This window comes from Gordonia mangrovi, from assembly GCF_024734075.1.
Taxonomy (GTDB): domain Bacteria; phylum Actinomycetota; class Actinomycetes; order Mycobacteriales; family Mycobacteriaceae; genus Gordonia; species Gordonia mangrovi.
Genome location: NZ_CP102850.1, coordinates 3,805,840 through 3,832,285 on the forward strand (window position 1 = coordinate 3,805,840; position 26,446 = coordinate 3,832,285).

A 26,446-nucleotide genomic window follows, 5' to 3' on the forward strand; every position below is an offset into this window, starting at 1 on the left:
CACTGTGTGGTTTGAAGGAGATTCACGCGGGCGCACAGTGACATCCCTGCCAGCCTCCGGCTGGTGTGCGCCCACTGTGTGGTTTGAAGGAGATTCACGCGGGCGCACGGTGACATCCCTGCCAGCCTCCGGCTGGTGTGCGCCCACTGTGTGGTTTGAAGGAGATTCACGCGGGCGCACGGTGACATCCCTGCCAGCCTCCGGCTGGTGTGCGCCCACTGCATGGTTTGAAAGAGATTCACGCGGGCGCACGGTGACATCCTTGCCGCCTCCGGGTGCGCGGGTCGTGTGTGACTGCGCGGTTCGTCGACGTCGGTTCGCGTGCGCCGACGGGAACCGTGAGAGCGGGCTGCCGCGTTACCGAAGTGGCAGGCAAGGCGTGGCGGCCCGAGATCGTCAGCGCGGCCACCACGATCCCGACCACCACCCCGATCAGCGTGTCGGCCACGCGGTCGACTGCTGCCTGCGGGCTGAGTCCGGCGCTCACCGCGATCAGCAGCATCGCCATCGGGGTCACCGCCAGCGAGGTGACCGCGTAGTTGACCGGCGCCCAGACCTCGGCGGTGATCTGGCAGATCACGATCGCGATCACCGCGCCCCAGTAGCCGAGGCCGACACCCAGCAATGCCGCTGCCACGACGCCGCCCACGACGTTGCCGAGTAGGCGCTGCACGCCGCGCTCGACGGTCAGGTGATACGACACGCCCTGCATGGCCGCGAGGGCGCCCATCGCTGCCCACACCGGATGCGAGAGACCGATAGCGGCCGCAATCGCTGCACTCGACGCCGTGGCGACCACGATCCGGCCACTGTTGGCGAGCAATTCGGGCCGGGGCCGACGACGCAGCATCTGCCGGAGCGGTTCGTATCGCAGCGCAGGCGGCTGGTCGAGAGTCCCGCGGCGGCGTGCCCGGTGACGGTGCCAGGCCCACGGTGCCAGGGATGCGCCGGCACCCACCACGGCACCCACTGCCGTGGCAGGCAGTGCCCGAGTGAGGTCTGTCGCGTCGTCGGTGAATCCGGTGGCGGCATTGGCGGCGAAGACGAAAACGATCGCACCGGGTCCGGTGATGTGGAGTGCGGCAACTCCGAGGGCGGCCGCGCCGCCCAGTAACGCGATCGCCGCGATCTCGACGGCCACCGGAGCGTCGGTGAGTCCCAGGACGGCGCCGAGCCCCACCGACCCGACGATTCCGATCGCGAGAACGGTGAGGCGGCCCACGCGCACCCGGTATGGATCGGCTCGGCAGAACGCGGCGATCAATGCGCCCAGTGCGGCGAGGCCCGCCACGTCGCGGTGTCCGGACGCCCCGCCGACGATCAGTGTGCAGGCGACCGCCAGCCCCACTCGCAATGGCGCGGCCACGGACAGTCGGTCGAGGTCGGCCGACATCGATCCCCACCACACCGACGGGCGAACGGCATGTGTGAGCGCGCCGCGGCGGGTGCGTGCGTGCTCGGCAAGGGAGATCGACACGACGGGTACTTTATCACTATTTTAGTAGTGAAATAAATGCAGCGTGGTGGTGAATCACATGGCGGGCGGGCGAGGAGGCCTACGATGACCTTTGTGACCGGCCCAGAAGTGCCCGATGTCGTCGATCGGATCCAAGCCGAGTGGGCCAAGGCGTATCCCGACCTCGACATGCGGCCGATCGGCATTCTGGGCCGTATCCAGCACATCGCCACCGCCGGCAACCATCGCCTCGACCGCCACCTCGAGCCGCACGGGGTTAGCCGCTCGGAGTACGACGTGCTCGGCGCGCTCGCACGCTCCCCGCGGCCGCTGCGTGCCAGCGAGGTCGTCTCGACGACCATGCTCAGCGGTGCCTCGATCACCAAGATCACCGAGAATCTCGCACGCCGCGGACTGCTGGTGCGCCGGAAGTCCGAGCGGGACGGTCGGGTGGTGCTGCTCGAGCCCACCGACGCCGGTCGCGAACTCGTCGACGCCGAACTGCCGCGCCGCCTCGCCGACGACGAGGCCGCGCTGGCGGGGCTGAGTCCCCACGAACGGGAGTCGTTGGCGGCGTTGTTGCGCAAGGTCTCGGTGGCGGTTCACGTCTGAGATGCGCTACGCCGCACGGCGCGCGGGGCATAGTGGACGCATGGAGCTCTACGACATCATGCGGACCACCTTCGCCGCACGGCAGTTCACCGACGATCCGTTGCCCGACGAGGTGCTGTGGCGCATCCTCGACAACGCGCGTTTTGCGCCCAGCGGCGGCAACCGGCAGGGGGCCCACATCGTCGTGGTCCGTGACGCCGACACCAAGCAGCGGCTCAGCGAACTGGGTGAGCCGACGGTCCGGCGATACGTGGCCCAGCGAAACGCCGGTGAGAACCCGTGGAATCCGGTGGCGCCGTCGGCAGTTCCGCAGGACGTCATCGACTCCACCGCCGTGCCGGGCAGTTTCGTCGAACCGATCCGTCGCGCGCCCGTGGTGCTGGTGGTCTCGGTGGATCTGGGTCGAGTCGCGGCGGTCGACCAGTACCTCGACCGGGTGGGCCTGGTCAGTGGCGCGAGTGTGTACCCACTGATCTGGAACATCCTGATGGGCGCCCGCGCAGAGGGGTTCGGCGGGAACATCACATCGATGGCCATCGCCCAGGAACCGGCCGTGCGTGAACTGCTCGGTCTCCCCGCCGACCATGCCGTCGCGGCCGTCGTGCCGATCGGAAAACCGGTGAAGCAGTTGACGAAGCTGCGTCGACAGCCGGTCGAAGACTTCGTCACGATCGATCGGTACGACGGCCCGGCCTTCGCGGGCTGACCCTCGCCGGCCGCACCGATGCCACCGCGGCGACCACGCCTGCCACCGCGACCGCCGCGAATCCGAATGTCAGGAACCGCGCCGACGTCACCGTCGGATCGTCCGTGCCGGCGCCGACGGTCGCGCCCACGCTCACCAGGAGTCCTGCCAGTGCGGAACCGAAGGTGTTGGCCACCATCTGCACCGTGTTGATGCCGGCCGACGCCCGCGCCGCCTCCGTCTCGTCCCGGGTGATCGTCATTGCGGCGGTCGCGATGTGCGGGAAAGCCATTCCGATGCCTGCGCCGGCGACGAAGAGGGCGAGAAACCAGGCCGCGACGACCGCCGGGGCGGAGGAGAACTGGAGAAGTCCGTACCCCGCGAGTCCGGCGGCCAGGAGTCCGGGACCCAGAATCCGGACCGTCGTGGCACGCCGACCGTTCGCCCACGTGGTGCTGGCCAGCTGCGCACTCGACCATCCCCAGGACAACGCCGCACCCAACATGCCGGCGACCAGAGGTGCCATCCCCGCGATCTGCTGGCCGAACAGCGGAACAAACCCCTCGGCGGTCGACCCGATGGCCAGTACCGCGATGGAGACGTAGATCCACTTGAGCGGGTTGCCGCCGGTATAGGTCAGCCGCGGCAGAAGTCCGACGACGGTGTGTCGGTCGACCAGGACGAAACCGGCCGACAGCACCACGGCCACCGCGACGAGGATCAGCGGTGTCCGCAGGCCGTCCACGATGCCGGCCACCGATACGCAGACGGTGGCCGCCACCAGCCAGCCCAGCGACGCCCACGGCAGAGCGGCGGCGTCGCGTGCCTCGCGCCGGCGGGACGGCAACGCTCGGACGAACCAGCTCATTGCCACGGACGCGACCACCAGCAGCCAGAACGATCCCCGCCAGAACCCGATCTGGGCAAAGAACCCACCCAGCAGTGGACCGATGAGGTTGCCGACACCCCACATCGCCGACGCGAACCCCACCGCCCGCACCCAGAGTCGTTCCGGCAGCGCCACCCGGATGACCGCGAACGAGAGGCCGGTCAACAATCCGCCGCCGAGACCCTGGAGTCCGCGGCCGACGAGCATGACCGGCATCGCCGGGCTGAGTGCGCATACCAGGGAGCCGGCACCGAAGAGGCCGAAAGCGATGACGTAGGCGCCGCGGGCACCCCACCGGGACAGCGTTCGGGTCACCAGCATTGACGAGAACACCGAGGTGATCAGGAAGACCGTCATCACCCATGCATAGAGCCGCTGGCCACCGATGTCGGCGACTGCCGTCGGCAGCGACGCGGCGGTCAGGTACGTGTTGATCGCGAAGACCGCGATCCCGCCGGCGAACACGGTGACCGCGGCGCGGTGGCCGCGGTCGAACAGTTCCCGCCAGGTTCCGGGTGTGGCAGAGTCGGGTGCGCCGGAACCGGGCGGTGACGAACGGTCCTGATCCGGCATGCTCCGACGGATATCTGACCGGCGGTGCGTGGTCAAGGGAAACCGGGAGGGAAACGACAATGGGGACGGTCCGCCACAGTTCATCGCTCGAGGTTCCGCGTCATCGAGTGTTCGCCTACATCAACGATCATCAGAATGTGCCGAACTTCTTCTTCGGCGTCAGCAGTTTCGTCCCGGTAACCGCGGCCACCGAGGGGCTCGGGTCGCAATTCGCGGTGACGATGAAAGTCGGTCCCAAGACCCTGAGGTCCACGGTGGAGACCGTGGATTGGGTCGAGAACGAACTCATCCGGCTCGAGTCCGTCGAAGGGTTCTCGGCCCACACCACCTGGAACTTCATCGACGTCGGCGTGGGGACGCAGGTCGATGTCGAATTCGTCTACACACTGCCCGGTGGCCTTGCCGGACGGGCGCTCGGCACCGTCGTGGAACCGTTTGCCGGCCAAGCCGTGCGCCAGACAGACAAGAATCTCGTCGAGCAGGTGTCCCGGCTCGCCTGACCGGGCTACGTGCGCGCCAGAAATGGCGCCGGAGAATGCATTTCCGAGGCAGGTCGACGAATGTCGACCTGCCTCGGGTGGTTCGATTGTCGGGGCCTTTCCCATGAAGCGAAAGGGCTTGCGCGCGCTTACCGGTTGTCACCGTCGTATCGGTGTATGTTCGATTGGCGAATTGAAAAGATTGATATCATGGGCGGTTTCATCCGCCGCGGATGACAGGATCGATCAACTTCGATGACAACGTGATCGGGGCGCCATGACGATGAGTACACGCAGAGCATGAGTACACACAGACGAACACGGTGGACGGCCGTCATAGCGCTGGGCCTGACGGCCGCAGCGAGTTGGGTGCTCCTCATGGGGTCGCAGGCACGTGCCGATCCAGCCGGAGTCGGTGCTTCCGGCGCCGATACGAACGCCGCCGACGAGACCGATGGCAGCGACTGGTGGTGGCTGCTGATCCCGTTTCTGCTCATTCTCGTGGGCCTACTGCTGATCTGGTTGTTCAGCACATTCCGTCAGAGGGCAGCCCGGCCCGAGGCCGTGGTGTCGGAGTATCCCGACCAGGACGCCGCCGCTACGGCCTTCCTCCCTCCGGACGAGGTCGGCCCCGAGGCCGCGACGTCGGCTGACGTGGCACCAACGGAGCAGGCAGAAGCCACAATCAGCGGGGATATGACGACGGATGAGCCGTCCGCCGAGGTGGCGGAAGTGGCTGAGGTGCCCGTGGCGCCGATACGCACAGAGGCCGGCGGCGATGGTCCTTCTGCAACCGTGTCGGAACTCGACGAAGCGTCGCCACCGGTGGGCCCGGCTGACGGGCCGACAACTGGCGTCAGCGATCTGACGATGCCACTGTCGCTCGAGGAACTGATGGCAGAGGACCTCTCCGAGGTGATGGCGCCGCCCGACGATGCCGAGCTCGGTATCGGTGCGGCACAGCCGGCATCCGGCGACGGCGTCGGATCTTACTACCGCGGTGGCGACAAGGTCCCGGTGCCGCTGGGCGCCCACCTGCCCCTCGACGAACCCGGGCGTGGACCCGACGGCTATCCGGTCAAGGCGGACGCCTCCTCCGGGACCTATCACGTGCCGGGCTCGCCCCAGTTCGACGCCGTGGTGGCCGACATCTGGTTCGCCAGCGAATCCGCGGCCGAATCGGCGCACTTTCGCAGGTCCGACGCCGACTGACCGACGAGGGCCCCCGACGCGCTACGGTGTTCGGTGTGAGTGCACAGTCCAAGGTCGTGCTGGTCACCGGGGCGTCGAGCGGTATCGGTGCCGAGGTCGCGCGACAGTTCGTCGAGCAGGGCCACACCGTCTACGGCACCAGCCGAAATCCCGAGACCGTGGCCGACCCGATCCGCGGCGTCCACTACGTCGCACTCGACAACGCCGACTACGACAGTGCCGTGGCCTGCGTCGAGCACGTCGGCATCGTCGACATCCTGGTCAACAACGCGGGCGAGAGTCAGGCCGGGGCACTCGAGGACACCTCGATGGACGCGATCGAGAATCTGTTCCGGGTCAACGTCTTCGGGCCCATCGCACTGACGAAGGCGGTGCTGCCGGGTATGCGGGAACGTGGCAGCGGCACCGTCATCATGGTCGGGTCGATGCTCTCGAGCTTTCCGGTGGCATTCCGATCCAACTACGCCGCAACAAAATCCGCTCTGAAGGCATTCGCGCTCGCCACCCGTCGCGAGGTCGCCCCGTACGGTGTCCGGATGATCTCGGTGGAACCCGGCACCATCGCCACCGGTATCGGCGAGCGGCGCAGTGTGCACATCGGCGACCGATCGCCGTATGCGGCCGAATACCAGACGCTGGCCGCCGCGACCCGCACGAACGAGGACGCCGGAATCGCCGCGTCCACGATGGCGCAGGTCATCGTCGACGCGGCGTTGGCCGAACATCCGAAGCCCTTCTACGCCAAAGGCAACCAAGCAGGGCTGGTGTTCGCGCTGCGGCGCCTGCTGCCAAGTCAGTTGATCCTGGACATCACCGCGCGCAAACACGGCCTGCGCAAGATCCGGAGCTGAGCGCCTGATGCGGATCGCCCTGCGGGTCATCGGTATCGGGCCCGGAAACCCCCGGCAGCTCACCCTGCAGGCCGTCGACGCGCTCGCCGACGTCGATGTCTTCCTGATGCTCGACAAGGGGCAGGCCAAGCAGACCCTGGCCGATGCCCGGCGCGAGATCCTGGCACGTCACGCCGCACCCACACACCGCGTCATCGAGGTCGCCGACCCACCGCGAGATCGCGCCCCCGACGACTACGACGCCGAGGTGAAACGCTGGCATCGGGCCCGCGCCACCGTCTTGACCGACGTCTTGACCGGGGAACTGGTCGACGGTGGGGTGGCCGCCTTCCTGGTCTGGGGTGACCCGGCGCTGTACGACAGCACGCTGCGCATCGTCGACGATCTGTGCGAGCACTCCGGCCTCGACATCGACGTGGAAGTGATTCCTGGTGTCACCAGCGCGAGTGCGCTCACCGCAGCGCACCGCATCACCGCCAATCGCATTGGCGAACCCATCCACATCACCACCGGGCGTCGCCTCGCCGAGACCCCGGCCGGTGCGGACGGCAACCAGATCGTGATGCTCGACGGCGATCTGACCTTCCGCCGCACGGCAGATCCCGACGACCACATCTGGTGGGGCGCCTACGTGGGCACCGACGACGAGATCCTGATCTCCGGTCGCGTCGCCGACGTCGCCGACCGCATCGTCGCCGTCCGTGCCCGAGCCCGCGAACGGGTCGGGTGGATCATGGACATCTACCTACTGCGCAAGTCCTGACTTCCGCAGAGGCCGGCATTCTGCTGGTTGAGTAGCGCGAGGCGCTAGTGTCCCGCGTCGGAAATTCGTTGATGATTTCGACGCCCAGGCGGCGCCTCGCTTCGTTGGCGTCGTCGCAGGTACATCCAGTACCTGCTTCCTCCGCCGCCTCGCGATGCATCCACCTGGACCGCCGAACTCATGAAACGAATTTCCGACGCGGGACACTAGCCGAAGGTCGTATCGAAACCAGCCGACCAACTCACCAGATCTCGTCGATGACGCCGAGCAGGTCGTCGCGGATCTCCTTGCGACAGATGACGAAATCCGGCATGTACGGCTGTGGTCGGTTGTAGACGATGGGTGTTCCGTCGAGACGGCTGCAGTGCAGGCCGGCGGCTTGTGCAACGCCCACCGGCGCGCAGTTGTCCCACTCGTACTGTCCGCCGGCATGCACGTAGGCGTCGACGTCGCCGCGGACCACCGCCATCGCCTTGGCACCCGCCGAACCGATCCCGACCATGCCCAACGACAGCCGTCGTGACACCCACGCGCTCTCGTACGATCCGCCGTAGCGCGAGGCCGCCATCCGTCCGGTGAGCGGACCGTCGGGAGGCACGACGGTGTCGGACCGGAAGACCTCGCCTACGGCCGGCAGCGCGACGGCGGCATCGGTCACCTCGCCGTCGTGGGTCAGTGCGACATGGACCGCCCAGTCGGCGGACCCGGCGGCGAACTCACGCGTGCCGTCGAGCGGATCGATGATCCACACGCGGTCGGTGGTGGATCGGTCGCCGATGTCGGCGCCCTCCTCCGACAGCACCGCGTCGTGTGGCCGGTGACGTACGACGACATTGGCGATCCACGCTTGGGCCATCGCGTCGCCGATGTCACCGAGGTGACGGCCGGTCAGCAGATCGCCGTGCCGGACGCCCAGAAGGATCTGCCCCGCGCCCTCGGCGATGTGAGCCGCCAGGTCGGCGTCGGAAAGGCGCGAGATCATCCGTCTACTAGAGCACACTGGGGACATGCCTGAGCTTCCTGAGGTGGCGGCGATCGCCGACTACGTCGACGGACGAGCCGCCGGACTGCCGATCCGCCGGGTCGACGTGGCCTCGCTCGCCGTGCTGAAGACCGCCGACCCGCCGTACAGCGCACTCGCCGGGCGCATCGTCGAATCGGTGAGCCGAATCGGCAAGTACCTGATCATGCGGACCATGCCGGGAGCGGATGCCGCGGACTCCGCCGACCCGACGATCGTCATGGTCATTCATCTGTCGCGCGCCGGTTGGCTGCGGTGGAGCGACCAACTCTCCCCGACGCCACCGCGGCCCGGCGGCAAGGGCCCGATCGCATTGCGCGTGCACTGCGGGCTGCCGGGTGAGGGTTTCGACGTCACCGAGGCCGGCACCCAGAAGCGTCTGGCGGTGTGGATCGTGCGGGACGTCGACGAGGTGGAGCGCATCGCCACGCTGGGACCCGACGTGCTCGCCATCGGCCGCGACGAGTTCGGTGCCATCCTGTCGGGCACGACCGGTCGGATCAAGAACGTGCTGACCGATCAGCGGGTGCTGGCCGGGGTCGGCAACGCCTACTCCGACGAGATCCTGCACACCGCCAGGCTGTCGCCGTTCGCGTCGGCCAAGTCACTGAGTCCCGAGCAGGTCGACGTTCTCCATGACGCGATGACCACGGTGCTGACCGATGCCATCGGCCGGCTCGAAGGCCAGACGGTGGCTCGACTCAAGTCCGAGAAACGCACCGGGTTGCGGGTGCACGCCCGCACCGGACTGCCCTGTCCGGTGTGCGGCGAGACGATCCGGGAGGTCTCATTCGCCGACCGATCGTTTCAGTACTGCCCCGGATGCCAGACCGGCGGAAAGGTGTTGGCCGACCGCCGGATGTCGCGGTTGCTGAAATGAGCCACGGTGCACGCGCTCGTCGTTGACGACGACTCGGGGGCCGCCGAAACCGTCCGCCGGATGCTCGTCACCGACGGTTGGGCGGTCACCGTCGCCCACGACGGGACCGACGGTCTGTGGCGTGCGTCGGAAGGTCATTTCGATGTGATCGTGCTCGACATCCTGATGCCGGGGATGAACGGATTCGCCGTGCTGCGGGAGTTGCGGACCCGCGACATCTGGACGCCGGTGCTGGTCCTGACCGCCAAGGACGGCGAGTACGACGAGGCCGAGGCGCTCGACTTCGGCGCAGACGACTACCTGGTCAAACCGTTCTCGGTGGTGGTCCTCAAGGCGCGGCTGCGTGCGCTGCTCCGACGAGGTGCACCGGAGCGCCCCGCCCAGCTCGTCGTCGACGACCTGGTGCTCGACCCCGCCGACCACACGGTGCGGCGCGGGAACAGTCCGATCTCCCTCACGCCACGGGAATTCGCCGTCCTGGAGTACCTCATCCGCAACACCGGCACCGTGGTGTCCAAAGCCGACATCCTGCATTCGGTGTGGGACCAGAACTTCGAAGGTGATCCCAACATCGTGGAGGTCTACATCGCCTATCTCCGCAAGCGTGTGGACGCGCCGTTCGGCGTGCGCAGCATAGTCACCGTGCGCGGCGCGGGCTACCGAATCGGTTGAGACGCGGCGTCAGCGGTTCGGTGGTGCGAGTTCGGTATCCGGTGGTGCCGGCGTCCGATGCGCGGACACCGCGGTGGTCGGCAGTGTGATCGCGAACGACGTCCCGGACCTGTGCCTCTCAGGTGGATCCTCGATACGGACGGTGCCGCCATGTGCTCGGATGATCTCCGCGACGATGGACAACCCGAGGCCCGAACCGCTCCGGTTCCGACGATCGATGTCGAGTCGGGTGAATCGGTCGAAGACGTCGGCCCGCTGGTCTGCGGGTATACCGGGACCGTCGTCGACGACCCGGATCGTCGCGGTGCCGGCATCGTCGTCGCGGTGCATGTCGAACCGCACCTGCGACCGGGCGTAGCGGGCGGCGTTGTCGGCGACATTGCGCAGCGCCCGGGCGAGTTTGTCGCGGTCACCGGTCACTCTGATGGGGACGATGGTGGTGGTCACCTGCGTCAGACCGAGCGCCCGCAGGCGACGCGCCTCGTCGACGACCAGGTCGTCGAGATCGACATCGTCGCTGCGCACGGCGAGTCCACGTTCGTCGGCCCGCGCCAGCAGCAACAGATCATCGATCATGTTCTGCATTCGCCGGGCTTCGGGCAGCAGAATGGTGCGAACCGTGTCCAGGTCGACATCGGAGTCGGTGTCGTCGGCCAGGTCGAGGATGCCGACGACGGTGGTCAGCGGGCTGCGCATCTCGTGGGACGCATCGCCGATGAAGCGCAACTGCGTCTGGCGGCCCTTCTCGAGGCGATCGAGCATCGCATTCATGGTCGTGGCCAGTCCGGTGATCTCGTCGTCGGAGGCCGGGACCGGAACCCGCAGCGACAGATCGTAGCTCGTGATCATGGTGGCTTGCCGAGTGATCTCGCCGACCGGACGCAGCGCGCGGCCCACGAAGTAGTGGATGACCACACCCGCGAGAGCGACCAGTAGCGGCAGACCCGCCGCCAGAATGACCGCGGTATGGAACAGTCCGTCGCGATAGGGGCCGCTGGCGACCGCCGCAACCACCGTGAAGCGGTCGCCCGCGTGCGCCGCGCCGACAATCGTCGCGCAGTACTCGTCCTCGTCGTCGGGAACCATGTGCTGCTCCGTGGTCACCGATGTCCAGGGAGCCGGTTGCCTATCGGTGATGGCCTCGCCGGGCGCGCCCGGCGAGGCGGCCACCACCCGACCGGCGGAGTCGATCACCTGGATGATGTCGACGCCGGTGCCGGCGACGAGTTCCTCGCTCGGTATCGCGGCGACGCCGGCATCACGGATGTAGTCCGCCGTCTCGTAGGCACGGTAGCTCGTCGAGTCGTACATCGATCGACTGTCGGCGCGGTGCAACATGACCAACATCGCGACTGCGCCGATCACGAGTGCGAGCGCCACCAGCAGCGTCCCGACCACGGTGGACTGCACCCTCAGCCCTTGGTGGCGCCGCAGAAATGCCGGTCGGCGTGACTCTGGACCAGACCATCGGATCATCGGCGCTCCTCACGGCGTCGACGATGGCCCGTGCCGTCGGCGATCACCGCACGTGTGTGCACATGGTAGGAGGTCGTCTGAATGCATGACAGGGCTTGCCCGCTCGTCGTCTTCAGCGGTTTTTCAGGTGCCGGGACGCACAGTTGGCCCATGACCGCCACCGTTCGTCGCAACCCGGCCACCGATCTGTCGGAGGCCGGACCTCGAGGTACGGTATCAGTCGCGGATTACATTGTGCAACAACTGTTGTCAGATTCGATCTCGGTGGTCTACGGGGTTCACGGCGCCAACGTCGAGGACCTCTACGACGCGGCAGTCCGGCTCCCGGGAATGACTCCGGTCGTGGCCAAACACGAGTTCGCCGCGGGGGCGATGGCCGATGGTGCCGCCCGGATCACCGGCCGCCCTGCCGCGGTGATGACCACATCTGGCGGCGGTGCGCTGAACGTCGTTGCCGCGCTGGCGGAATCCTACGACAGCCGAGTGCCGGTGCTCGCAATCATCGGCACCGCGCCATCGGCGCTGGTCGGACGCGGTGCGTTCCAGGACATGCTGTCGCCACCCGACACCATCGATGTCGCCGCGGTGATGTCGGCGGTGACCGGTTCGTGCTGTGTGGTCACCTCGGCCGAGGAGGTCCCGGCGGCGTTGGCGACCGCGCTGGCGACGCTGGACCGATCGCTGCCGGCCGCCATCCTATTGCCGAAGGACGTGCAGGCCTCGGTGATGCCCGAGTCCGGACGGCTCGTACACGTCGAAACAGGACACGACAACCAGGGATTCGTCATACCCGATCTGGACCGCCTCGCCGGGGAACTGTGCGCGGAGGTGGCCGGCTCTGCGGGCCGCGTGGCGATCTGGGCCGGTGACGAGGCGTCGGTCGCGGACCTGCGGGAGCCGGTCGACCGACTCGCGGACGCTCTGGGAGCGACGGTGGTGGCATCGCCCGGCGGCCGCGACATCCTGTGTGGTGGTCACGGATGCGCGGGCGTGACCGGGGTGATGGGACATCCCTCGGCCCGGCGGGCACTCGAACGGTCGTCGGTGTGCCTCGTCGTGGGCTGCCGGATGTCGATAACCGACCGTGCGGGCCTCGACGACGTGCTCACCGGCCGGCGGGTGATCCATCTCGGCGCACACGCACCGAGGTACCGCGACGTCGATCACCTGCCCTGCGGCGACCTCGGCGCAGCGCTCGGCTATCTGACCGAACGGGTGAGCGCGATCCTCGACCATCCGCCGGGTCGTTCCTCGGGTGAGATCGACGTACTTCCGGTACCGCCGACAGCCACGCCCGGGCCGACGATGCGAACCGTCGTCGAGACCGTCGGCGCGGCACTCGCACCCGGCACCACGGTGTTCGCCGATGCCGGCAACGCGGGAGCGGCTGCCATCCATCACCTTCCCTGGGGACACGGCAGATTCGTTGTGGCACTCGGCATGGGTGGCATGGGGTATGCGCTGGCGGCCGGCGTCGGCAATGCCATCCGGACGGCGATCGCCGGCACCGATGAGCGCACCGTGGTGATCGCCGGCGACGGTTCGTTCTTCATGCACGGTATGGAGATCCACACTGCGATCGAGTTCGACGCGTCGGTCACCTTCGTGATCCTCAACAACGATGCCCATGGGATGTGTATCACCCGGGAGCGGCAGTTCTTTCCGAGCACCCCCAGCATCAACAGATTTCGCCCCACCGACATCGCCGCGGGACTGGCCGCCATGTTCGCCGGGCTCACCGTGGCCCATCCAGCACACCTCACGGAGCTCCGCGAGGCGGCAGCCGACCTGCTGTCGCAGCCCGGACCGAACTGCCTGGTGGTCGACGTGGATCCCGACGAGATCCCGCCGTTTGCCCCCCTCATCCCGAAAGGATCCCCATGACAACTGTGCTACCGGCCCTTTCCGACCTCGGTGACGCGGCCGCGACCCTGGATGGGCTGACCCGCATCGAGTCACATCCGCGTCAGGTCGCCACCCCGATCCTGCTCGACCGGCTGCGCTCGGTCTATCCGCACGATCAGATCTACGGCGACTTCTGTCCGGTGCAGGGTTTCGTCGATGCGCCACCGCGGGAGCTCTACGACTGGCTCGCCGACACCCGATCACTCGAAGAATGGACATACAGCTTGCGTGGATTCACCCGCACCGATGAGGACGGGTTGTGGGTCGCCGAGGACCGGTTGGGATCGGACACCAGGATCTATGTGCGCACCATCGCCAACCCGGCGGCGATGACTGTCGACTACCACTGTGCCTGGGACCAGGGACGGCACCTGTGGATGATCTACCTGATGCGGGTGGTCGATGCCCAGGTGGTGCTCGACAAGCCGGGCTCGGTGGTGCTGTGGTGCAACTGTCGGCATCCGTTCTATGACGAGAATCCCTACCCCGAGACGGCGCCGCCCGAGCGGCCGGTCTGGGTGGGTGACTTCTGGGATACGTTCTCTGCCGGCCACCAACTCGAACTGGAGAACCTCACCGCGATCGCGGAGTACCGCCATCACCATCAGCTGCCCATCACCCCGGATTGGATGCGGTCATGACCATCGCCGACACCGATCTGACCCTCGTGGACCTGGCCGGCTACCTGCCGGAGAAGCGGGTCCCGGCAGACTATTTCGCGCAATACGCCGAAGATGACGATCTGACCGGGAACGCCATGTTCCGTGCGCCGTCCTTCCGGCATCATGCCGCCGACGGCGAGACATCCGCGGACATGATGATCGCGGCCGCGAAGACTCTCACCGAACGCAACGGCCCGGACTTCCTCGACGACATCGACGTCGTCCTCACTCACAGTCAGCTGCCCGAGGTCCCGATCCGCGGATGTGGCGGTGAGGTGGCACATCGCCTTGGACTGCGGCCGTCGACCGTCCTCGACGTGCACAACGGCGGGTGCGCGGCGTTCGTCCATATGATCGACCTCGCCGGCGCGCTGTTGCGTGCCAATGGAGGCCGCACGGCCTTGCTGGGGTTGGCGCAGAACAGTGCCGCCCAGGTTTTCACCCAACCACAGGTGCGCGGCAAACCGCAGGCGTCCATCCCAGGCGATGGTGCGGCGGTCGCGGTGATCGGTCTCGACCGCGGCCGGGGCAGTGAGGTCCTCGGGGTGACATGTCACTCGTTCGGTCAGTACTCCGGGGACATGACCGGGGTCGCCGATCCGCCGCGTAAGTACTGGGAGGCCGGTTCTGGACAGCTCCACATCGGATTCACCGAGGCCAAGATCGCGAAAGTGCTCGCGCGCGGCAACCGGATGGTGCCCGAAGTCGCCATCGAGGTCGCCGACACGATCGGGGTGGCGCCACGAGACCTCGACTGGTTCATCACGAACCAGCCGAATCGGATCTTCCTTCGCAACTGGCGCGAAGCGCTCGAACTGCCCTCCGAACGGCACCCGGACACCTTCGACGAGTGCGGCAATCTGTTCGCCGTCGGTATTCCGGTCACCCTCGACGCCGCGGTCGGCGACGGACGGATTCGGGTGGGCGACATCGTGATGACCGCTGCCTTCGCGCACGCCGGCGACTTCGCCGGGGCCGCGGCACTGCGGTGGGGTGGCCGCCCATGAGGTCGCGCTCGCGTCCGGCAGGCGGACCGCACGCGACGGTCCGGCTCGATCTCAACGAATCGGCCTACGGCCCGCTGCCGTCGGTCTCGGCGGCACTCCGGGAGGGCCTGGCCGACGTCCACCACTATCCGGATTTCCGTCCCGACCGCACGCGCGCCCAGATAGCCGACCACCTCGGGATCGCGGCGGATCAGGTCACCGTGGGTGCGGGGGCCACCGGCGTGGCGTTGGCCGTCTTCGGCGAGTGCCGACGCAGAGCGCGGGTATCGGATGTCCGGTCACCGTCGCTCGTGACGTCTGTGCCCACATTCGACGGCTATCCGATTCTCGCGCACAGCGCCGGGCTGCGCATCGATCCCGTCGGGCTCTCCGACGTCGGCGGCGTCGATCTACCCGCGCTGCGCGCGGCGGTCACGGCCGACACGATGGCCGTGGTCATCTGCACGCCGCACAATCCGACAGGTGCGGTGCTCACCACCGATGCGCTCCGCACATTCATCGAGGCGATCCCGCCGGGTGTGCTGATCGTGATCGACGAGGCCTACGTCGAGTTCTGCGACGACCCACCGGACGTGCTCACCCTCGTCGCCGACCATGATGACGTCCTGGTGCTGCGGACATTCTCCAAAGCGCATGGGCTGGCGGCGCTCCGAGTCGGGTACGCCTTCGGATCGGCACCGATCATCGAGTCGCTGCGTGGTGGTGAGATACCGTTCGCGGTCGGTTCGGCCGCCATCGCCGCCGTCCCTGCCGCATTGAACGCCCACGCCGAACTCGCACAGCGTGTTCGGGCAATGCGGCAGGAGCGCCGACGCCTGCAGGACATGTTGGCCGCGATCGGCTGCCCGACGTTGCCCAGTCAGGGCAACTTCCTGTTCGTACCCGGCGACGAGGGTGTGGAGATCGGTCGACTGCTGCGCAGTTGTGGTGTCCTGACCAAAGAAGTCGGCCGCGACGGCATCCGCATCACCGTCGGCGACGCGGACAGTACCGATCGCCTGATCCAGGCGTTGCGGGTGACCGCCATGACCGCCTGAGTTCGTCGCGGGTGCTCCGCGTGGGGCTTGGCACGGTCGGTAGGTTGGGGGCCGTGACCGCAACGACACGGCAGAAGATCCTGATCACCGGCGCGAGTTCCGGACTCGGCGAGGGCATGGCTCGCCGGTTCGCCGCCGACGGCCGCGCGCTGGCATTGTGTGCTCGGCGGCTCGATCGTCTCGATGCGCTGGCCGGCGAGCTGCGCCCGACCGCCGCCCAGGTCGCCACCGCGCGTCTCGATGTCACCGACACCGAATCCGTCGCACCGGTTTTCGCGCGGCTCGCCGAGGAGCTCGGTGGTCTGGATCGGGTCATCGTCAACGCCGGGCTGGGAAAGGGCGCGCCGATCGGGACGGGTAACGCCGCGGCGAACTTCGAGACCGTCCAGACGAACCTGGTCGGAGCGCTGGCGCAGACCGAGGCGGCTCTCGAGATCTTCCGGGCGCAGGGCCATGGCCACCTGGTACTGATCAGTTCGATGAGCGCGATACGCGGCCTGCCGAAAGCCCAGGCCGCCTATTCGGCGTCCAAGGCGGGACTCTCCGCGCTGGGACAGGGACTGCAGGCCGAGTTCGCCGGCTCGCCCATCTCCATCTCCGTGCTGTTGCCGGGGTACATCGAGACCGACATCAACCGCGGTGTGCAGACCGCACTGATGACCGACACTGACAAGGGGGTCGCCGCGATGGTCGCGGCCATCGAGAAGGAGTCGGCATGGGCGCCGGTCCCGGCATGGCCATGGCGGCCGATCGCCCTGGCGCTGCGTTACCTGCCGTCGGCTATCACCCGCCGAATGGTGTGACGCCGGCGGGGTCAACCCGCGGGCGCCGACGACGGTGCCGCCGACAGCCCTGGTGGCGCCCACACCACGGGTGCGCTCTTGTAATCCAGGGATGTGTCCGAACTCGTGTCGGCCCAGTAGATCACCCGCTCGAGCCGCTGCCCGGCATCGGACACCGAGATCAGACACGCGGTGTAGGACTCGCCGCGCCGCATCTGTTCCGGTGGTGCCGTGGCCGGGCAGCCCGTGAGATTCGGTGTGGGTGCACGGGTGAAGGTCGGCGTCCGACCGTCGGGACTGCCGCTCAGTCCGATGACCGACGGGGCTGCGATAGGCTGCCCCGCCAGCGAGGTGACCGTCACGTACAGGAAGTACGCCGTACCCCCGTTGCTGATGTCGTCGGGGACACCCTCGGCCGGGGTGATCCCGGTGACGGTGAACATGGCCCGCGGGCCGGTCGCGGCGAATGCGTTCGCGGGCAGCACCGCGGTGTCCCCGAACCCCAGCGCGGTGCTCGGCTCGGTGAGCTCGACCGGACCGGCCGGGACGGTCACCTCCGCACTGGTGGGTACCGACGTCGGTGTCGGTGTGTAGGTTGACGTCGAGGCGGCACAGCCGGCGATCAGCAGTACTGCCGCGGCGATCGCGGACACGACCACACGCCGCCGCAGCGGTGGCGCGATCGGGCGAGGCCTCACGTTGCGTAAGGTAGCCGATGTGTCGGCCAAGCAGGGACAGGTTGTGGCCCATGGCGCGTTCCAGTTGTTCGGGGAGCGACGCCGGGGCGAGGTCAGTGAGGTGTTGTCGGACGTCTTCGGGCGCGACGACGTCTCGGCGTTGGGCGCCGACTGGCGTGGCATCGTCTATTTCACCCTCGACGACGATGGCGAGATCCCGGCGGACACGGTCGTCGGCTTCGATCCGTCCAGCGGCAGCAGTGGCCCGCTCGCGTCGGTGGGCGAGGTACTCGCCGCGGTCCGCAACGGCGACATCGCCGATGCGGTCGATTCGATCAGTTTCGACGCGTGGCGCACCGCCACCGGGCAACGGTCGATCGACATGGGGGACTGCGTGCCGCCGTCGGTGCACGAGTTCATGGGCGGTGACCCGGCCGAGCGGTCCACCGATCCGCAGGATCTCGTCACCTTCATCGCCGTGGCCGCCGCACTGATGGGGCGACTCGAACAGCTCGGGGTGCAGCCGGGCGACGAGATCCCCGACGAGGTGTTCGACGAAACCCGTTGGCAGTAGCGTTCCCTGGTCCCTGAGGAGCGAGGCGCCAGCCGAGCGTCACGAAGGGCCTTGAAGGGCCCTCAGGCCGACCGGCCGCGGTGAGCGCGGTACCACCGCACCAGCTCGTCGGTCGACGAATCGCCCTGTGCCGCAGGGGATGCATCATCGACGATGACGCCGAGCAGTTCCTTTGCCTGGGTTTTGCCGAGTTCCACACCCCACTGATCGAACGGGTTGATGCCCCAGATCGCTCCCTCGACGAACACCTGATGCTCGTAGAGGGCCACGAGCTGGCCGATCACCGAAGGCGTCAGTTTCGGGGCGAGGATCGATGTGGACGGTCGGTTGCCCGGCATCACCTTGTGCGCCACCACATTCGGCGCAACCCCTTCGGCGGCGATCTCGTCGGCGGTCTTACCGAAGGCGAGCACCTTGGTCTGCGCGAAGTAGTTGCTCATCAGGAGGTCGTGCATCGACCCGGTGCCGTCGGCGGTGGGCAGATCGTCGGTGGGTTCGGCGAATCCGATGAAGTCCGAGGGCACCATGCGGGTGCCCTGGTGGAGTAGTTGGTAGAACGCGTGCTGTCCGTTCGTTCCGGGTTCTCCCCAGAAGATCTCGCCCGTCTCGGTGGTGACGTGATGCCCGTGGGCGGTGACGGACTTGCCGTTGGACTCCATGGTCAGCTGCTGCAGATACGCCGCGAAGCGTGCCATGTCGTTGGAGTAGGGGAGGACCGCTCGGGTCTGCGCATCCCAGAAGTTGCTGTACCAGAGGCCGATCAGCCCGAGCAGGACCGGAGCGTTCTGCTCCAGCGGGGCGGTCCGAAAGTGTTCGTCCACGATGTGGAAACCATCGAGGAATTCACCGAAACGCTCTTTGCCGATCGCCGCCATCACCGACAACCCGATCGCGGAGTCCACCGAGTAGCGCCCGCCCACCCAGTCCCAGAACCCGAACATGTTGGCCGTGTCGATGCCGAAGTTCGCCACCTCGTCGGCGTTGGTGCTGACCGCGACGAAGTGTTTGGCGACCGCATCCGGGCCGGCGCCGAGTTGATCGAGCAACCATGTGCGCGCGGCTGCCGCGTTGGTCAGCGTCTCCAGCGTGGTGAACGTCTTGGACGCGATGATGAACAGCGTTGTCTCCGCGTCGAGGTCGGCCAGCGTTCCGACCATGTCGGCGGGATCGACATTGGAGACGAAGTGGCAGCGGATGTCGCTGTCGACGTAGTGACGAAGCGACTGGTACACCATCACCGGTCCGAGATCGGACCCACCGATGCCGATGTTGACGACGTCGGTGATCGCCTTGCCGGTATGGCCCTGCCATTCACCGCTGCGCAGCCGGTCGGTGAATTCGCCCATTGCGGTGAGGACTTCGTGTACGTCGGCGACCACATCCTGGCCGTCCACGGTCAGTGCGGCATCGGCCGGCAGGCGCAGCGCGGTGTGCAGGACGGCTCGGTCCTCCGAGGTGTTGATGTGCACACCGGCGAACATCTCGTCGCGGCGTTCCTCGAGGCCGGCCTCGCGCGCGAGGCTGCACAGCAGCTCTATGGTCTCGCGCAGCACGCGATGCTTGGAGTAGTCGATGTGCAGGTCACCGACGTCGAGCGTGAGCTCCCGGCCGCGGTCGGGATCCACGGCGAACACCTCGCGCAGGTGCATGGCGAAGACGTGCGGCTGATGGGCCGCAAGGGCCTGCCAGGATTGGGTGGCGGTGATGTCGTCGTGGTCACTGATGTCGAGGTCGCTGCCGGAGACGTCACTCATGGGTCTCACCCTATGCTGTCGGGCCCCGGGCCGCGATCCTCATCACGACGGGAGCCGCCGACGGCAACGCCGCTATCGGCCGAGTGGGCCACGCCCCAGACGCAGCAACAGCATCGCGAGGGTGTGGCCCTCCTGTCCGAGTTCGGCGAACCGGTCGAGGACCTTCACCTCGCGACTGTGCACCAACCGCGGGCCGCCGGAGGCCATTCGGGCCGCCCCGATCTTCTTCGAGACCGCCGATCGCCGCTTGATGGCGGCCAGGATCATCGCATCGAGCCGGTCGATCTCCAGCCGCAGATCGTCGATGTCGTCGGCCAACGTCGACACGTCGTCGGAGAGGTCGTAGGCATCCGCGTCGAAGGGGGTGGCGGCGGAGGTCCGCTCGTCAGGGGTGTTGGCGTCGGTCACCCGGTCGATTTTGCCACGCGCCCACCACGCCGTGAGACTGGACCGCATGCTCAGCAGGCGGACGATCTGGTCGGTGGCGATCACCATGATCGTGGCACAACTGGTGGTCCGCGGTTGGCTCGCCGCGACCGGCAACTTCTACTGGGATGACCTCGTCCTGATCGGGCGTGCGTCGTCGAACCCGATTCTGAGCTGGGACTACCTCGGACACAGTCACGACGGGCATTTCATGCCCGCCGCATTTCTGGTGGCGGGGGTATCCACGGTGATCGCGCCGGTCAACTGGGTGGTCCCGGCCGTCACGCTGGTGGTCCTGCAGGCGCTCGCCTCGCTGGCGGTGTGGCGGATGATCCGGGTACTGGCACCTCAGGCGGGGATCGGTGCGCTCGCGGCGCTGGCGTTCTACCTGTTCAGCCCCATGACGGTGCCGGCCTTCGCATGGTGGGCGGCAGCGCTGAATTCGCTGCCACTGCAGGCCGCGATGGCGTGGATCGTGGCCGACGCGGTGCTGTTGGTGCGGTCGGGCGGCCGTCGGCACGATGCCCGGTTCATCGTGATCAGATCCACGGTGGTGTTCGTCGTGGCGCTGGCGTTCTTCGAGAAGTCGCTGTTCATCCTGCCGGTCGCGTTCGCCGCCGCGACGCTGAGTGCCCGCAGCGGTGTCCGCGGACGCCCCGATGACACCGCGGTCGGCAGCGACACTGATCGCCTCGACGCCTCGACGGAACCGACGGAAACCGCGCTGATCCGCGCCTTCACCGGGGCCCGCACCTTGTGGGTGGTGCTCGGCGGCGTCTTCGTGGTGTGGCTGCTGGTGTTCTTCTCCGTGTCCGACGCCACCGCCGGTGAGCACTCGATCAGCCAGACCCTGCGGCTGGTGTGGCGGTCGATCAACAACGCGGTGGTGCCGTCGTTCGTGGGCGGGCCATGGGAATGGGAGCGATGGGTGCCGAGCCCACCGATGGGATTCGCACCCGTCTGGATGATCGTGCTCGGGTGGCTGGTGCTCGCGGCCCTCGTCGTGTGGGCGGTGATGATGCGGCGCGGCGCACTCGCGGTCGTGGCCTGCGTGATCGTGTACGTGGTGGCCGCGCAGATCCCGGTGATGTGGAACCGCTCGAGCGCCAACACCGCGCTGGAACTCGCGCAGACGATGCGATACCTACCGGACACCGCGCTGGTCATCACCATCGCGATCGCGCTGATCATCTCATCGCCACCGTCGTGCCGCCACGCTCCGGGACGACACACCGGCGTTCGGCCCGAGCGGCGGCAGGCCGGCGTCCTGGCCGTGGCGCTCGTCGGTGCGCTCGCGGTGGCGTCGGCGATGATCTCGCTGGCGTCGTTCTCCTCGTCGTGGCGCGACGATCCCACCGGCGACTACCTCGCCAACGCCAAACGCTCGCTGGCCGACCACCAGGACCACACCATGTTCGATCAGGCGCTGCCGCTGGAGGTCCTGCTGCCGGTCGCCTACCCGAACAACCAGATCAGCCACACGTTCGGACGTCTGCGGGAGCGCCCCGAATTCGGGGTGACCACCGACCGGCTGCAGGTCCTCGACAGCAGCGGCCGCATGGTGGACGGAGCCGTGACCCCCGCCCGCACGATCGAGCCGGGCCGCGGTGCCTGTGACCGACCGGAGATCACCGGTCCCACCGAACTGTCGCTGTCCGGGCCGCTGCTGCAGTGGCGATGGACCATCGGGGTCGGCTACTGCGCGAACATCCCGGGGCAGATCGAGATGGCGCTTGACGACGGACCCGCACAGCAGGTGACGGTGCAAGCGGGTCTGCACGTCGCCTATGTCCAGCTCGAAGGCCGCGGACACGGCATCTCGATACGGCCGCTGACGCCCGGGCTGGCACTGCACACCGGGGAGGGCCGCGTCGGCGAGGTGGCCGAGGCCCGACTGGTCGGCTGACGGATCGGCTGCCGTGGTGGCCGTTCGTGGGTATCGGCGGACGCGGCTGGGACGCTCATCGGGTCTGTCTGCGGTCGGGGGTAGCCTTGTTTCCTGATGACAAGCTCTATCCGCGCGACGGCCGACGGCTCCCCGGGAGCCGGTGTCGAGGCCGCACCCGATGACCCCACCGCCCGCCTCCTCCTCGGTCTCAACCCCCAGCAGCGCGCGGCGGTGCTGCACGCCGGTCCGCCCCTGCTGATCGTCGCCGGCGCGGGTTCGGGCAAGACCGCGGTGCTCACCCGCCGGATCGCCTACCTGCTCGCCGCGCGAGACACGACGCCCGGGCAGGTCCTGGCGATCACGTTCACCAACAAGGCGGCTGCCGAGATGCGCGAGCGGGTCATCGACCTGGTGGGTCCCCGTGCGGCCTACATGTGGGTCTCGACCTTCCACTCGACGTGTGTGCGCATTCTGCGGGCCCAGTCGGCACTGCTGGGAAAGCGGAACTCGAACTTCTCGATCTACGACTCGGATGATTCGAAACGACTGCTGGGCATGATCATCCGGGACATGGATCTCGACCCCAAGAAGTTCAGCGCGCGTGGGGTCGCGGTCAGCATCTCGAATCTGAAGAACGAGCTGATCGGTCCGGACGAGGCGCTCGAGAAGGCGACCGACGCCGAGCCGGTGGTCGAGGTGATCGCACAGATATATGCGGAGTACCAGAGGCGGTTGCTGTCGGCGAACGCCTTCGACTTCGACGACCTCATCGGTGAGACGGTGGCGCTGCTGCAGCGCCACCCGGAGGTGGCCGAATATTATCGGCGGCGCTTCCGGCACGTGATGGTCGACGAGTACCAGGACACCAACCACGCCCAGTACGTGTTCGTCCGGGAGTTGGTGGGTCACGAGAATCCCGACTCGCCGGTCGGTCCGTCGGAACTGTGCGTGGTGGGCGACGCGGATCAGTCGATCTACGCCTTCCGCGGCGCCACCATCCGCAACATCGAGGAATTCGAACGCGACTTTCCGAACGCCGAGACGATCCTGCTGGAGCAGAACTATCGCTCCACCCAGACGATCCTGTCCGCGGCCAACGCGGTGATCGCCCGCAACGAGAACCGGCGCGACAAGCGCCTGTGGACCGATTCCGGTGATGGTGAGTTGATCGTCGGCTATGTGGCCGACTCCGACCGTGACGAGTCGCTGTTCATCGCCAAGGAGATCGAGGACCTCACCGACTATTCGATCGGCGGTTCGTCGAGTCACTCGTACTCCGACGTCGCGGTGTTCTACCGCACCAACACCGGCTCACGTCCGCTGGAGGAGGTGTTCGTCCGCCACGGCATCCCCTACAAGGTGGTCGGCGGCACCAAGTTCTACGAGCGCAAGGAAGTGCGCGACGTCGTCGCGTATCTGCGGGTGGTGGCCAACCCGGACGACGCGGTGAGCTTGCGTCGCATCCTCAACACCCCCCGACGCGGTATCGGGGACCGCGCCGAGGCGTGTGTCGCCGTGCATTCGGAGAATCTGGGGATCAGCTTCTACGAAGCGCTCGTGGAAGGCGCCGAGGGCAAGGTGCCCTTGTTGAACACGCGTGCGGTGAAGCAGATCGGCGGATTCGTCGAGTTGATCGAGGGTCTGCGCAACGATTTCGTGGCGACGTTCGGTGGTGCCGGGGAGAGCGGTGAGGACGTCGCCGTCGTCGACGCCACCGAGGAGGGCGCCGACATCGGCGAGCTGGTCGACGCCATCGTCGACCGCACCGGCTATCGCGCCGAACTCGAGGCCTCCCGTGATCCGCAGGACGGTGCGCGCCTCGACAACATCAACGAATTAGTCGCCGTGGCACGGGAATTCAGTGCCGATGCGGCCGGCCTGGCCGCCTCCGACGACGTCGACCTCGATGACATCGACGACGAGGCCGCCGACGCGAGAGAAGGTGAGCCCGAACCCGGATCGTTGGCAGCGTTCCTGGAGAAGGTGTCGCTCGTGGCCGACGCCGACCAGGTGCCCGACGAGGGTGACGGCGTGGTGACGCTGATGACATTGCACACGGCCAAGGGCCTCGAGTTCCCGGTCGTGTTCGTGACCGGCTGGGAAGACGGACACTTCCCGCACATGCGGGCGCTGGGTGATCCGGCTGAACTCAGCGAGGAGCGACGCCTCGCCTATGTGGGCATCACGCGCGCCAAGGAGCGGCTGTACCTCACCCGCTCGATGACGCGGGCATCCTGGGGTCAGCCGGTGTCCAACCCGGAATCCCGTTTCCTGCAAGAGATTCCGCAACACCTACTCGACTGGCGTCGCGCTGAGCCGCGTCGGTCGACGAGTCGGCATCTCGGGTCGACGGGTGGCGTGTTCGGGCGGGGTGACTCGGGTTTCGGCAGCGACCGCCTCGGTCGTTCCTCGTACTCGTCGGATCCGACCCGTGGCCGCAACAAACAGGTGCACTACGAGGTCGGTGACCGCATCAACCACCCCAAGTACGGGATGGGCAAGGCCGTGGAGAAGCAGGGCAGTGGCGCCACCGAACGCATCACCTTCGACTTCGGTGGCAACGTCGGGCGCGTCACGCTCCTGACCGCCGGCGGTCTCCCCGGCGACAAGCTCTAGCGGCCCGCGCCAACCGCACCCGAGCGCGCATCGCGCCCAGCACGGAGGCCGACAGAACCCGGTTTCGCGCCGACAGAACCCAAGAATTCGCCGACAAAACCCTCCCCGAGTTTCCAGCGAAAGTTTCGCCGGAACCTGAGGGTTCTGTCGGCGAATTCTTGGGTTCTGTCGGCTGCCGTGCTGGGCGCGTTGGGGAGCCGGGTGCGCGGTGGGGAGCGCGGTGGCTCTAGCCGCCGGTGTAGCCCGACAGCGTGATGCCGTGCTGCGCGAGCCAGGGGGCCGGGTCGATCTTGGTCGTACCGTCTTTCCACACCTCGAAGTGGAGATGGGGGCCGGTGGAGAAGCCCTCGTTGCCCACCAGGGCGATGGTGTCGCCGGCGGTCACGCGCTGACCCTGTTGCACCAGCACGCCGGAGGACGACATGTGCCCGTACATCGTGATGGTTCCGTCGTCGGCGCGGATCTGGACCCAGTTGCCGTAGCCCGACGCCGGGCCGGCCTCGACGACGACACCGTCGGTCACCGCGTGGATCGGCGTGCCCAGCGGAGCGGCCATGTCGATGCCGCCGTGGAAGCTGCCCCAGCGCATCGCGAACGCCGAGGTGAAGTCGTACTGGCCGAGCATCGGCGCGGCGAACAACGGTCGGCGCGCAGCGGCCTCTCGCTTTGCCTCCGCAACGGCCCGGGCCTCGCCGACGGCAAGCTGCTCGGTGAAGGTGCTCATGTCCTTCGTCGGCGTCGTGGCGGCCAGTCCGGGCCCCAGGTCGGGTGTCTGCCCGGTGGTGCCCACGTTGGCTGCGTTGGAGGGTGTGGGGGTGGTGGCGTTGTCGGACGATCCCACTTGCGCGACGGCGGCGACCGCTGCGCCGGCGGCCATGGCCACGAGTGCGGCACGACCACCCTGCAGTGCGGTCGGCGGGGCGCTGATGCGGTGCTTGCCGCGGCGGCGGGTGACTCCGGTGTCGGTGCGGGTGCGGAACGGCTTCGCATCGGGCCCGAGCGGCAGCGGGATCTCGCCGCTCTCGGTGCTCGTCAGGGAGAAGTCGTCGGGCCGCGCGCCCGCCATGTCGAGCGGCTCGTCGACCTCGTAGCCGTCGAACTCGCTCTCCGGGAGCAGGATGTCCTGGGTGATCTCCGAGCGGGTGGGCTGGTAGTAGCGGTCCCAGGAACTCGAGTCCCAGGTGTCGTCGCTGGATTCCCACGCAGGCGCGGCGTCGGCGAACTCATCGATCGGGATGATCGTGGTGACCTCGGTGCCGGTCTGGTCGTCGTCGCGGGCGGTGCGGCGCCCGGTGGTCGCGACCGGCGGGCTGGAGTGGCCACGTCCCGTCAAATCGTCCACCTCATCTCTGTACTAGCGAGGACTACCGCGTTACCGTCCGTAATCCTTTTGTGATCTGCCAGCCGACGGTAACGAAATGATTGCGGCAAGTCCAACGCTGGGACCGCAAAATCCGGGGTATGTGAGGCGGGTCACACGGTGCGGCAGCCCAACTCGGATGACGTGAACACGAAGTTCGCGATACCGCACCCGAAGTCCGTCTGTCGG

Annotated in this window: 24 protein-coding genes; 16 read left to right on the forward strand and 8 right to left on the reverse strand. The window is 67.6% G+C overall.

Annotated elements, in window-relative coordinates:
* Nucleotides 1–238: 238 nt before the first annotated feature.
* Nucleotides 239–1,477, reverse strand: coding sequence for an FUSC family protein (locus tag NWF22_RS17295; protein WP_373691931.1), 1,239 nt, complete (start codon nt 1,475–1,477; stop codon nt 239–241).
* 84 nt (nt 1,478–1,561) lie between these two features.
* Here NWF22_RS17295 and NWF22_RS17300 point away from each other — a divergent pair, with 84 nt between their 5' ends.
* The gene (locus NWF22_RS17300) at nt 1,562–2,068 is read left to right on the forward strand and encodes a MarR family winged helix-turn-helix transcriptional regulator (protein WP_160902938.1); all 507 of its coding nucleotides are present in this window, start codon (nt 1,562–1,564) and stop codon (nt 2,066–2,068) included.
* Nucleotides 2,069–2,108: 40 nt separating this feature from the next.
* The gene (locus NWF22_RS17305) at nt 2,109–2,774 is read left to right on the forward strand and encodes a nitroreductase family protein (protein WP_160902939.1); all 666 of its coding nucleotides are present in this window, start codon (nt 2,109–2,111) and stop codon (nt 2,772–2,774) included.
* Here the strand turns inward: NWF22_RS17305 and NWF22_RS17310 are convergent.
* Complete coding sequence (locus NWF22_RS17310; RefSeq protein WP_160902940.1) at nt 2,734–4,215, reverse strand: MFS transporter; 1,482 nt, start codon at nt 4,213–4,215, stop codon at nt 2,734–2,736. The two genes, NWF22_RS17305 and NWF22_RS17310, sit on opposite strands and share 41 nt — an antisense overlap.
* Before the next feature lie 59 nt (nt 4,216–4,274).
* On the opposite strand from NWF22_RS17310, the gene NWF22_RS17315 reads away from it, so the two are divergent.
* From NWF22_RS17315 to cobF, 4 genes are all read left to right on the forward strand, one after another.
* Nucleotides 4,275–4,715: an SRPBCC family protein gene (locus NWF22_RS17315; protein ID WP_160902941.1), complete on the forward strand. Its 441-nt coding sequence runs from the start codon at nt 4,275–4,277 to the stop codon at nt 4,713–4,715.
* 279 nt (nt 4,716–4,994) lie between these two features.
* Nucleotides 4,995–5,906 (forward strand): sunset domain-containing protein, encoded by a 912-nt coding sequence (locus NWF22_RS17320; RefSeq protein WP_160902942.1) that lies wholly within the window; start codon nt 4,995–4,997, stop codon nt 5,904–5,906.
* 35 nt (nt 5,907–5,941) lie between these two features.
* The gene (locus NWF22_RS17325) at nt 5,942–6,757 is read left to right on the forward strand and encodes an SDR family oxidoreductase (RefSeq protein ID WP_160902943.1); all 816 of its coding nucleotides are present in this window, start codon (nt 5,942–5,944) and stop codon (nt 6,755–6,757) included.
* A gap of 7 nt (nt 6,758–6,764) precedes the next feature.
* Entirely contained in the window at nt 6,765–7,520 is a 756-nt protein-coding gene (gene cobF / locus NWF22_RS17330) for a precorrin-6A synthase (deacetylating) (RefSeq protein ID WP_160902944.1), read from the forward strand.
* 241 nt (nt 7,521–7,761) lie between these two features.
* Here cobF and NWF22_RS17335 read toward each other — a convergent pair whose 3' ends face one another.
* Nucleotides 7,762–8,502: a 3'(2'),5'-bisphosphate nucleotidase CysQ gene (locus NWF22_RS17335; RefSeq protein ID WP_160902945.1), complete on the reverse strand. Its 741-nt coding sequence runs from the start codon at nt 8,500–8,502 to the stop codon at nt 7,762–7,764.
* Between the two features lie 25 nt (nt 8,503–8,527).
* Between NWF22_RS17335 and NWF22_RS17340 the strand changes: the two genes are divergently transcribed.
* Together NWF22_RS17340 and NWF22_RS17345 are read left to right on the forward strand one after the other, a co-directional pair.
* Nucleotides 8,528–9,421, forward strand: coding sequence for an Fpg/Nei family DNA glycosylase (locus NWF22_RS17340; protein WP_160902946.1), 894 nt, complete (start codon nt 8,528–8,530; stop codon nt 9,419–9,421).
* Between the two features lie 6 nt (nt 9,422–9,427).
* Nucleotides 9,428–10,093 (forward strand): response regulator transcription factor, encoded by a 666-nt coding sequence (locus tag NWF22_RS17345; protein ID WP_160902947.1) that lies wholly within the window; start codon nt 9,428–9,430, stop codon nt 10,091–10,093.
* A 9-nt stretch (nt 10,094–10,102) separates the two neighbouring features.
* Here NWF22_RS17345 and NWF22_RS17350 read toward each other — a convergent pair whose 3' ends face one another.
* Nucleotides 10,103–11,503, reverse strand: coding sequence for a HAMP domain-containing sensor histidine kinase (locus NWF22_RS17350; protein ID WP_258321189.1), 1,401 nt, complete (start codon nt 11,501–11,503; stop codon nt 10,103–10,105).
* 216 nt (nt 11,504–11,719) lie between these two features.
* Here NWF22_RS17350 and NWF22_RS17355 point away from each other — a divergent pair, with 216 nt between their 5' ends.
* From NWF22_RS17355 to NWF22_RS17375, 5 genes are read left to right on the forward strand one after another with little or no spacing between them, the layout of a single operon-like run.
* Nucleotides 11,720–13,453: a thiamine pyrophosphate-binding protein gene (locus NWF22_RS17355; protein ID WP_160902949.1), complete on the forward strand. Its 1,734-nt coding sequence runs from the start codon at nt 11,720–11,722 to the stop codon at nt 13,451–13,453.
* A complete protein-coding gene (locus NWF22_RS17360) occupies nt 13,450–14,115 on the forward strand; it encodes an SRPBCC family protein (RefSeq protein ID WP_160902950.1) in 666 nt (221 codons plus the stop codon). Before NWF22_RS17355 ends, NWF22_RS17360 begins: the two co-directional genes overlap by 4 nt.
* Nucleotides 14,112–15,143: a 3-oxoacyl-ACP synthase III family protein gene (locus NWF22_RS17365; protein ID WP_160902951.1), complete on the forward strand. Its 1,032-nt coding sequence runs from the start codon at nt 14,112–14,114 to the stop codon at nt 15,141–15,143. Before NWF22_RS17360 ends, NWF22_RS17365 begins: the two co-directional genes overlap by 4 nt.
* Nucleotides 15,140–16,180 carry a pyridoxal phosphate-dependent aminotransferase gene (locus tag NWF22_RS17370; RefSeq protein ID WP_160902952.1) on the forward strand — a complete coding sequence of 347 codons (1,041 nt, stop codon included), beginning with the start codon at nt 15,140–15,142 and terminating at the stop codon, nt 16,178–16,180. Before NWF22_RS17365 ends, NWF22_RS17370 begins: the two co-directional genes overlap by 4 nt.
* A 53-nt stretch (nt 16,181–16,233) precedes the next feature.
* The gene (locus tag NWF22_RS17375) at nt 16,234–16,983 is read left to right on the forward strand and encodes an SDR family oxidoreductase (protein WP_160902953.1); all 750 of its coding nucleotides are present in this window, start codon (nt 16,234–16,236) and stop codon (nt 16,981–16,983) included.
* An 11-nt stretch (nt 16,984–16,994) separates the two neighbouring features.
* On the opposite strand, the gene NWF22_RS17380 is transcribed toward NWF22_RS17375, so the two are convergent.
* Nucleotides 16,995–17,660 (reverse strand): hypothetical protein, encoded by a 666-nt coding sequence (locus NWF22_RS17380; protein WP_258321190.1) that lies wholly within the window; start codon nt 17,658–17,660, stop codon nt 16,995–16,997.
* 19 nt (nt 17,661–17,679) lie between these two features.
* Here NWF22_RS17380 and NWF22_RS17385 point away from each other — a divergent pair, with 19 nt between their 5' ends.
* Nucleotides 17,680–18,213: a hypothetical protein gene (locus NWF22_RS17385; RefSeq protein ID WP_160902954.1), complete on the forward strand. Its 534-nt coding sequence runs from the start codon at nt 17,680–17,682 to the stop codon at nt 18,211–18,213.
* A 62-nt stretch (nt 18,214–18,275) separates the two neighbouring features.
* Here NWF22_RS17385 and pgi read toward each other — a convergent pair whose 3' ends face one another.
* Nucleotides 18,276–19,967, reverse strand: coding sequence for a glucose-6-phosphate isomerase (pgi, locus tag NWF22_RS17390; protein ID WP_160902955.1), 1,692 nt, complete (start codon nt 19,965–19,967; stop codon nt 18,276–18,278).
* A 72-nt stretch (nt 19,968–20,039) separates the two neighbouring features.
* Nucleotides 20,040–20,423 (reverse strand): chorismate mutase, encoded by a 384-nt coding sequence (locus tag NWF22_RS17395; RefSeq protein WP_160902956.1) that lies wholly within the window; start codon nt 20,421–20,423, stop codon nt 20,040–20,042.
* Here NWF22_RS17395 and NWF22_RS17400 point away from each other — a divergent pair.
* Together NWF22_RS17400 and NWF22_RS17405 are read left to right on the forward strand one after the other, a co-directional pair.
* A complete protein-coding gene (locus NWF22_RS17400) occupies nt 20,422–22,299 on the forward strand; it encodes a hypothetical protein (protein WP_160902957.1) in 1,878 nt (625 codons plus the stop codon). The genes NWF22_RS17395 and NWF22_RS17400 overlap by 2 nt on opposite strands.
* Nucleotides 22,300–22,395: 96 nt before the next feature.
* Nucleotides 22,396–24,897, forward strand: coding sequence for a UvrD-helicase domain-containing protein (locus NWF22_RS17405; protein ID WP_160902958.1), 2,502 nt, complete (start codon nt 22,396–22,398; stop codon nt 24,895–24,897).
* 226 nt (nt 24,898–25,123) lie between these two features.
* Here the strand turns inward: NWF22_RS17405 and NWF22_RS17410 are convergent, their stop codons facing one another.
* A complete protein-coding gene (locus NWF22_RS17410; protein ID WP_160902959.1) occupies nt 25,124–26,239 on the reverse strand; it encodes a M23 family metallopeptidase in 1,116 nt (371 codons plus the stop codon).
* Between the last annotated feature and the right edge of the window lie 207 nt (nt 26,240–26,446).

Bases quoted from the DNA above. Each gene is read 5' to 3' on its own strand.
- NWF22_RS17405 (WP_160902958.1), top strand. From the start codon at position 22,396: ATGACAAGCTCTATCCGCGCGACGGCCGACGGCTCCCCGGGAGCCGGT.
- NWF22_RS17310 (WP_160902940.1), bottom strand. From the start codon at position 4,215: ATGCCGGATCAGGACCGTTCGTCACCGCCCGGTTCCGGCGCACCCGAC.
- NWF22_RS17320 (WP_160902942.1), top strand. From the start codon at position 4,995: ATGAGTACACACAGACGAACACGGTGGACGGCCGTCATAGCGCTGGGC.
- NWF22_RS17355 (WP_160902949.1), top strand. From the start codon at position 11,720: ATGACCGCCACCGTTCGTCGCAACCCGGCCACCGATCTGTCGGAGGCC.
- NWF22_RS17360 (WP_160902950.1), top strand. From the start codon at position 13,450: ATGACAACTGTGCTACCGGCCCTTTCCGACCTCGGTGACGCGGCCGCG.
- NWF22_RS17365 (WP_160902951.1), top strand. From the start codon at position 14,112: ATGACCATCGCCGACACCGATCTGACCCTCGTGGACCTGGCCGGCTAC.
- NWF22_RS17340 (WP_160902946.1), top strand. From the start codon at position 8,528: ATGCCTGAGCTTCCTGAGGTGGCGGCGATCGCCGACTACGTCGACGGA.
- cobF (WP_160902944.1), top strand. From the start codon at position 6,765: ATGCGGATCGCCCTGCGGGTCATCGGTATCGGGCCCGGAAACCCCCGG.
- NWF22_RS17305 (WP_160902939.1), top strand. From the start codon at position 2,109: ATGGAGCTCTACGACATCATGCGGACCACCTTCGCCGCACGGCAGTTC.
- pgi (WP_160902955.1), bottom strand. From the start codon at position 19,967: ATGAGTGACGTCTCCGGCAGCGACCTCGACATCAGTGACCACGACGAC.
- NWF22_RS17395 (WP_160902956.1), bottom strand. From the start codon at position 20,423: ATGCGGTCCAGTCTCACGGCGTGGTGGGCGCGTGGCAAAATCGACCGG.
- NWF22_RS17335 (WP_160902945.1), bottom strand. From the start codon at position 8,502: ATGATCTCGCGCCTTTCCGACGCCGACCTGGCGGCTCACATCGCCGAG.
- NWF22_RS17370 (WP_160902952.1), top strand. From the start codon at position 15,140: ATGAGGTCGCGCTCGCGTCCGGCAGGCGGACCGCACGCGACGGTCCGG.
- NWF22_RS17315 (WP_160902941.1), top strand. From the start codon at position 4,275: ATGGGGACGGTCCGCCACAGTTCATCGCTCGAGGTTCCGCGTCATCGA.
- NWF22_RS17300 (WP_160902938.1), top strand. From the start codon at position 1,562: ATGACCTTTGTGACCGGCCCAGAAGTGCCCGATGTCGTCGATCGGATC.
- NWF22_RS17400 (WP_160902957.1), top strand. From the start codon at position 20,422: ATGCTCAGCAGGCGGACGATCTGGTCGGTGGCGATCACCATGATCGTG.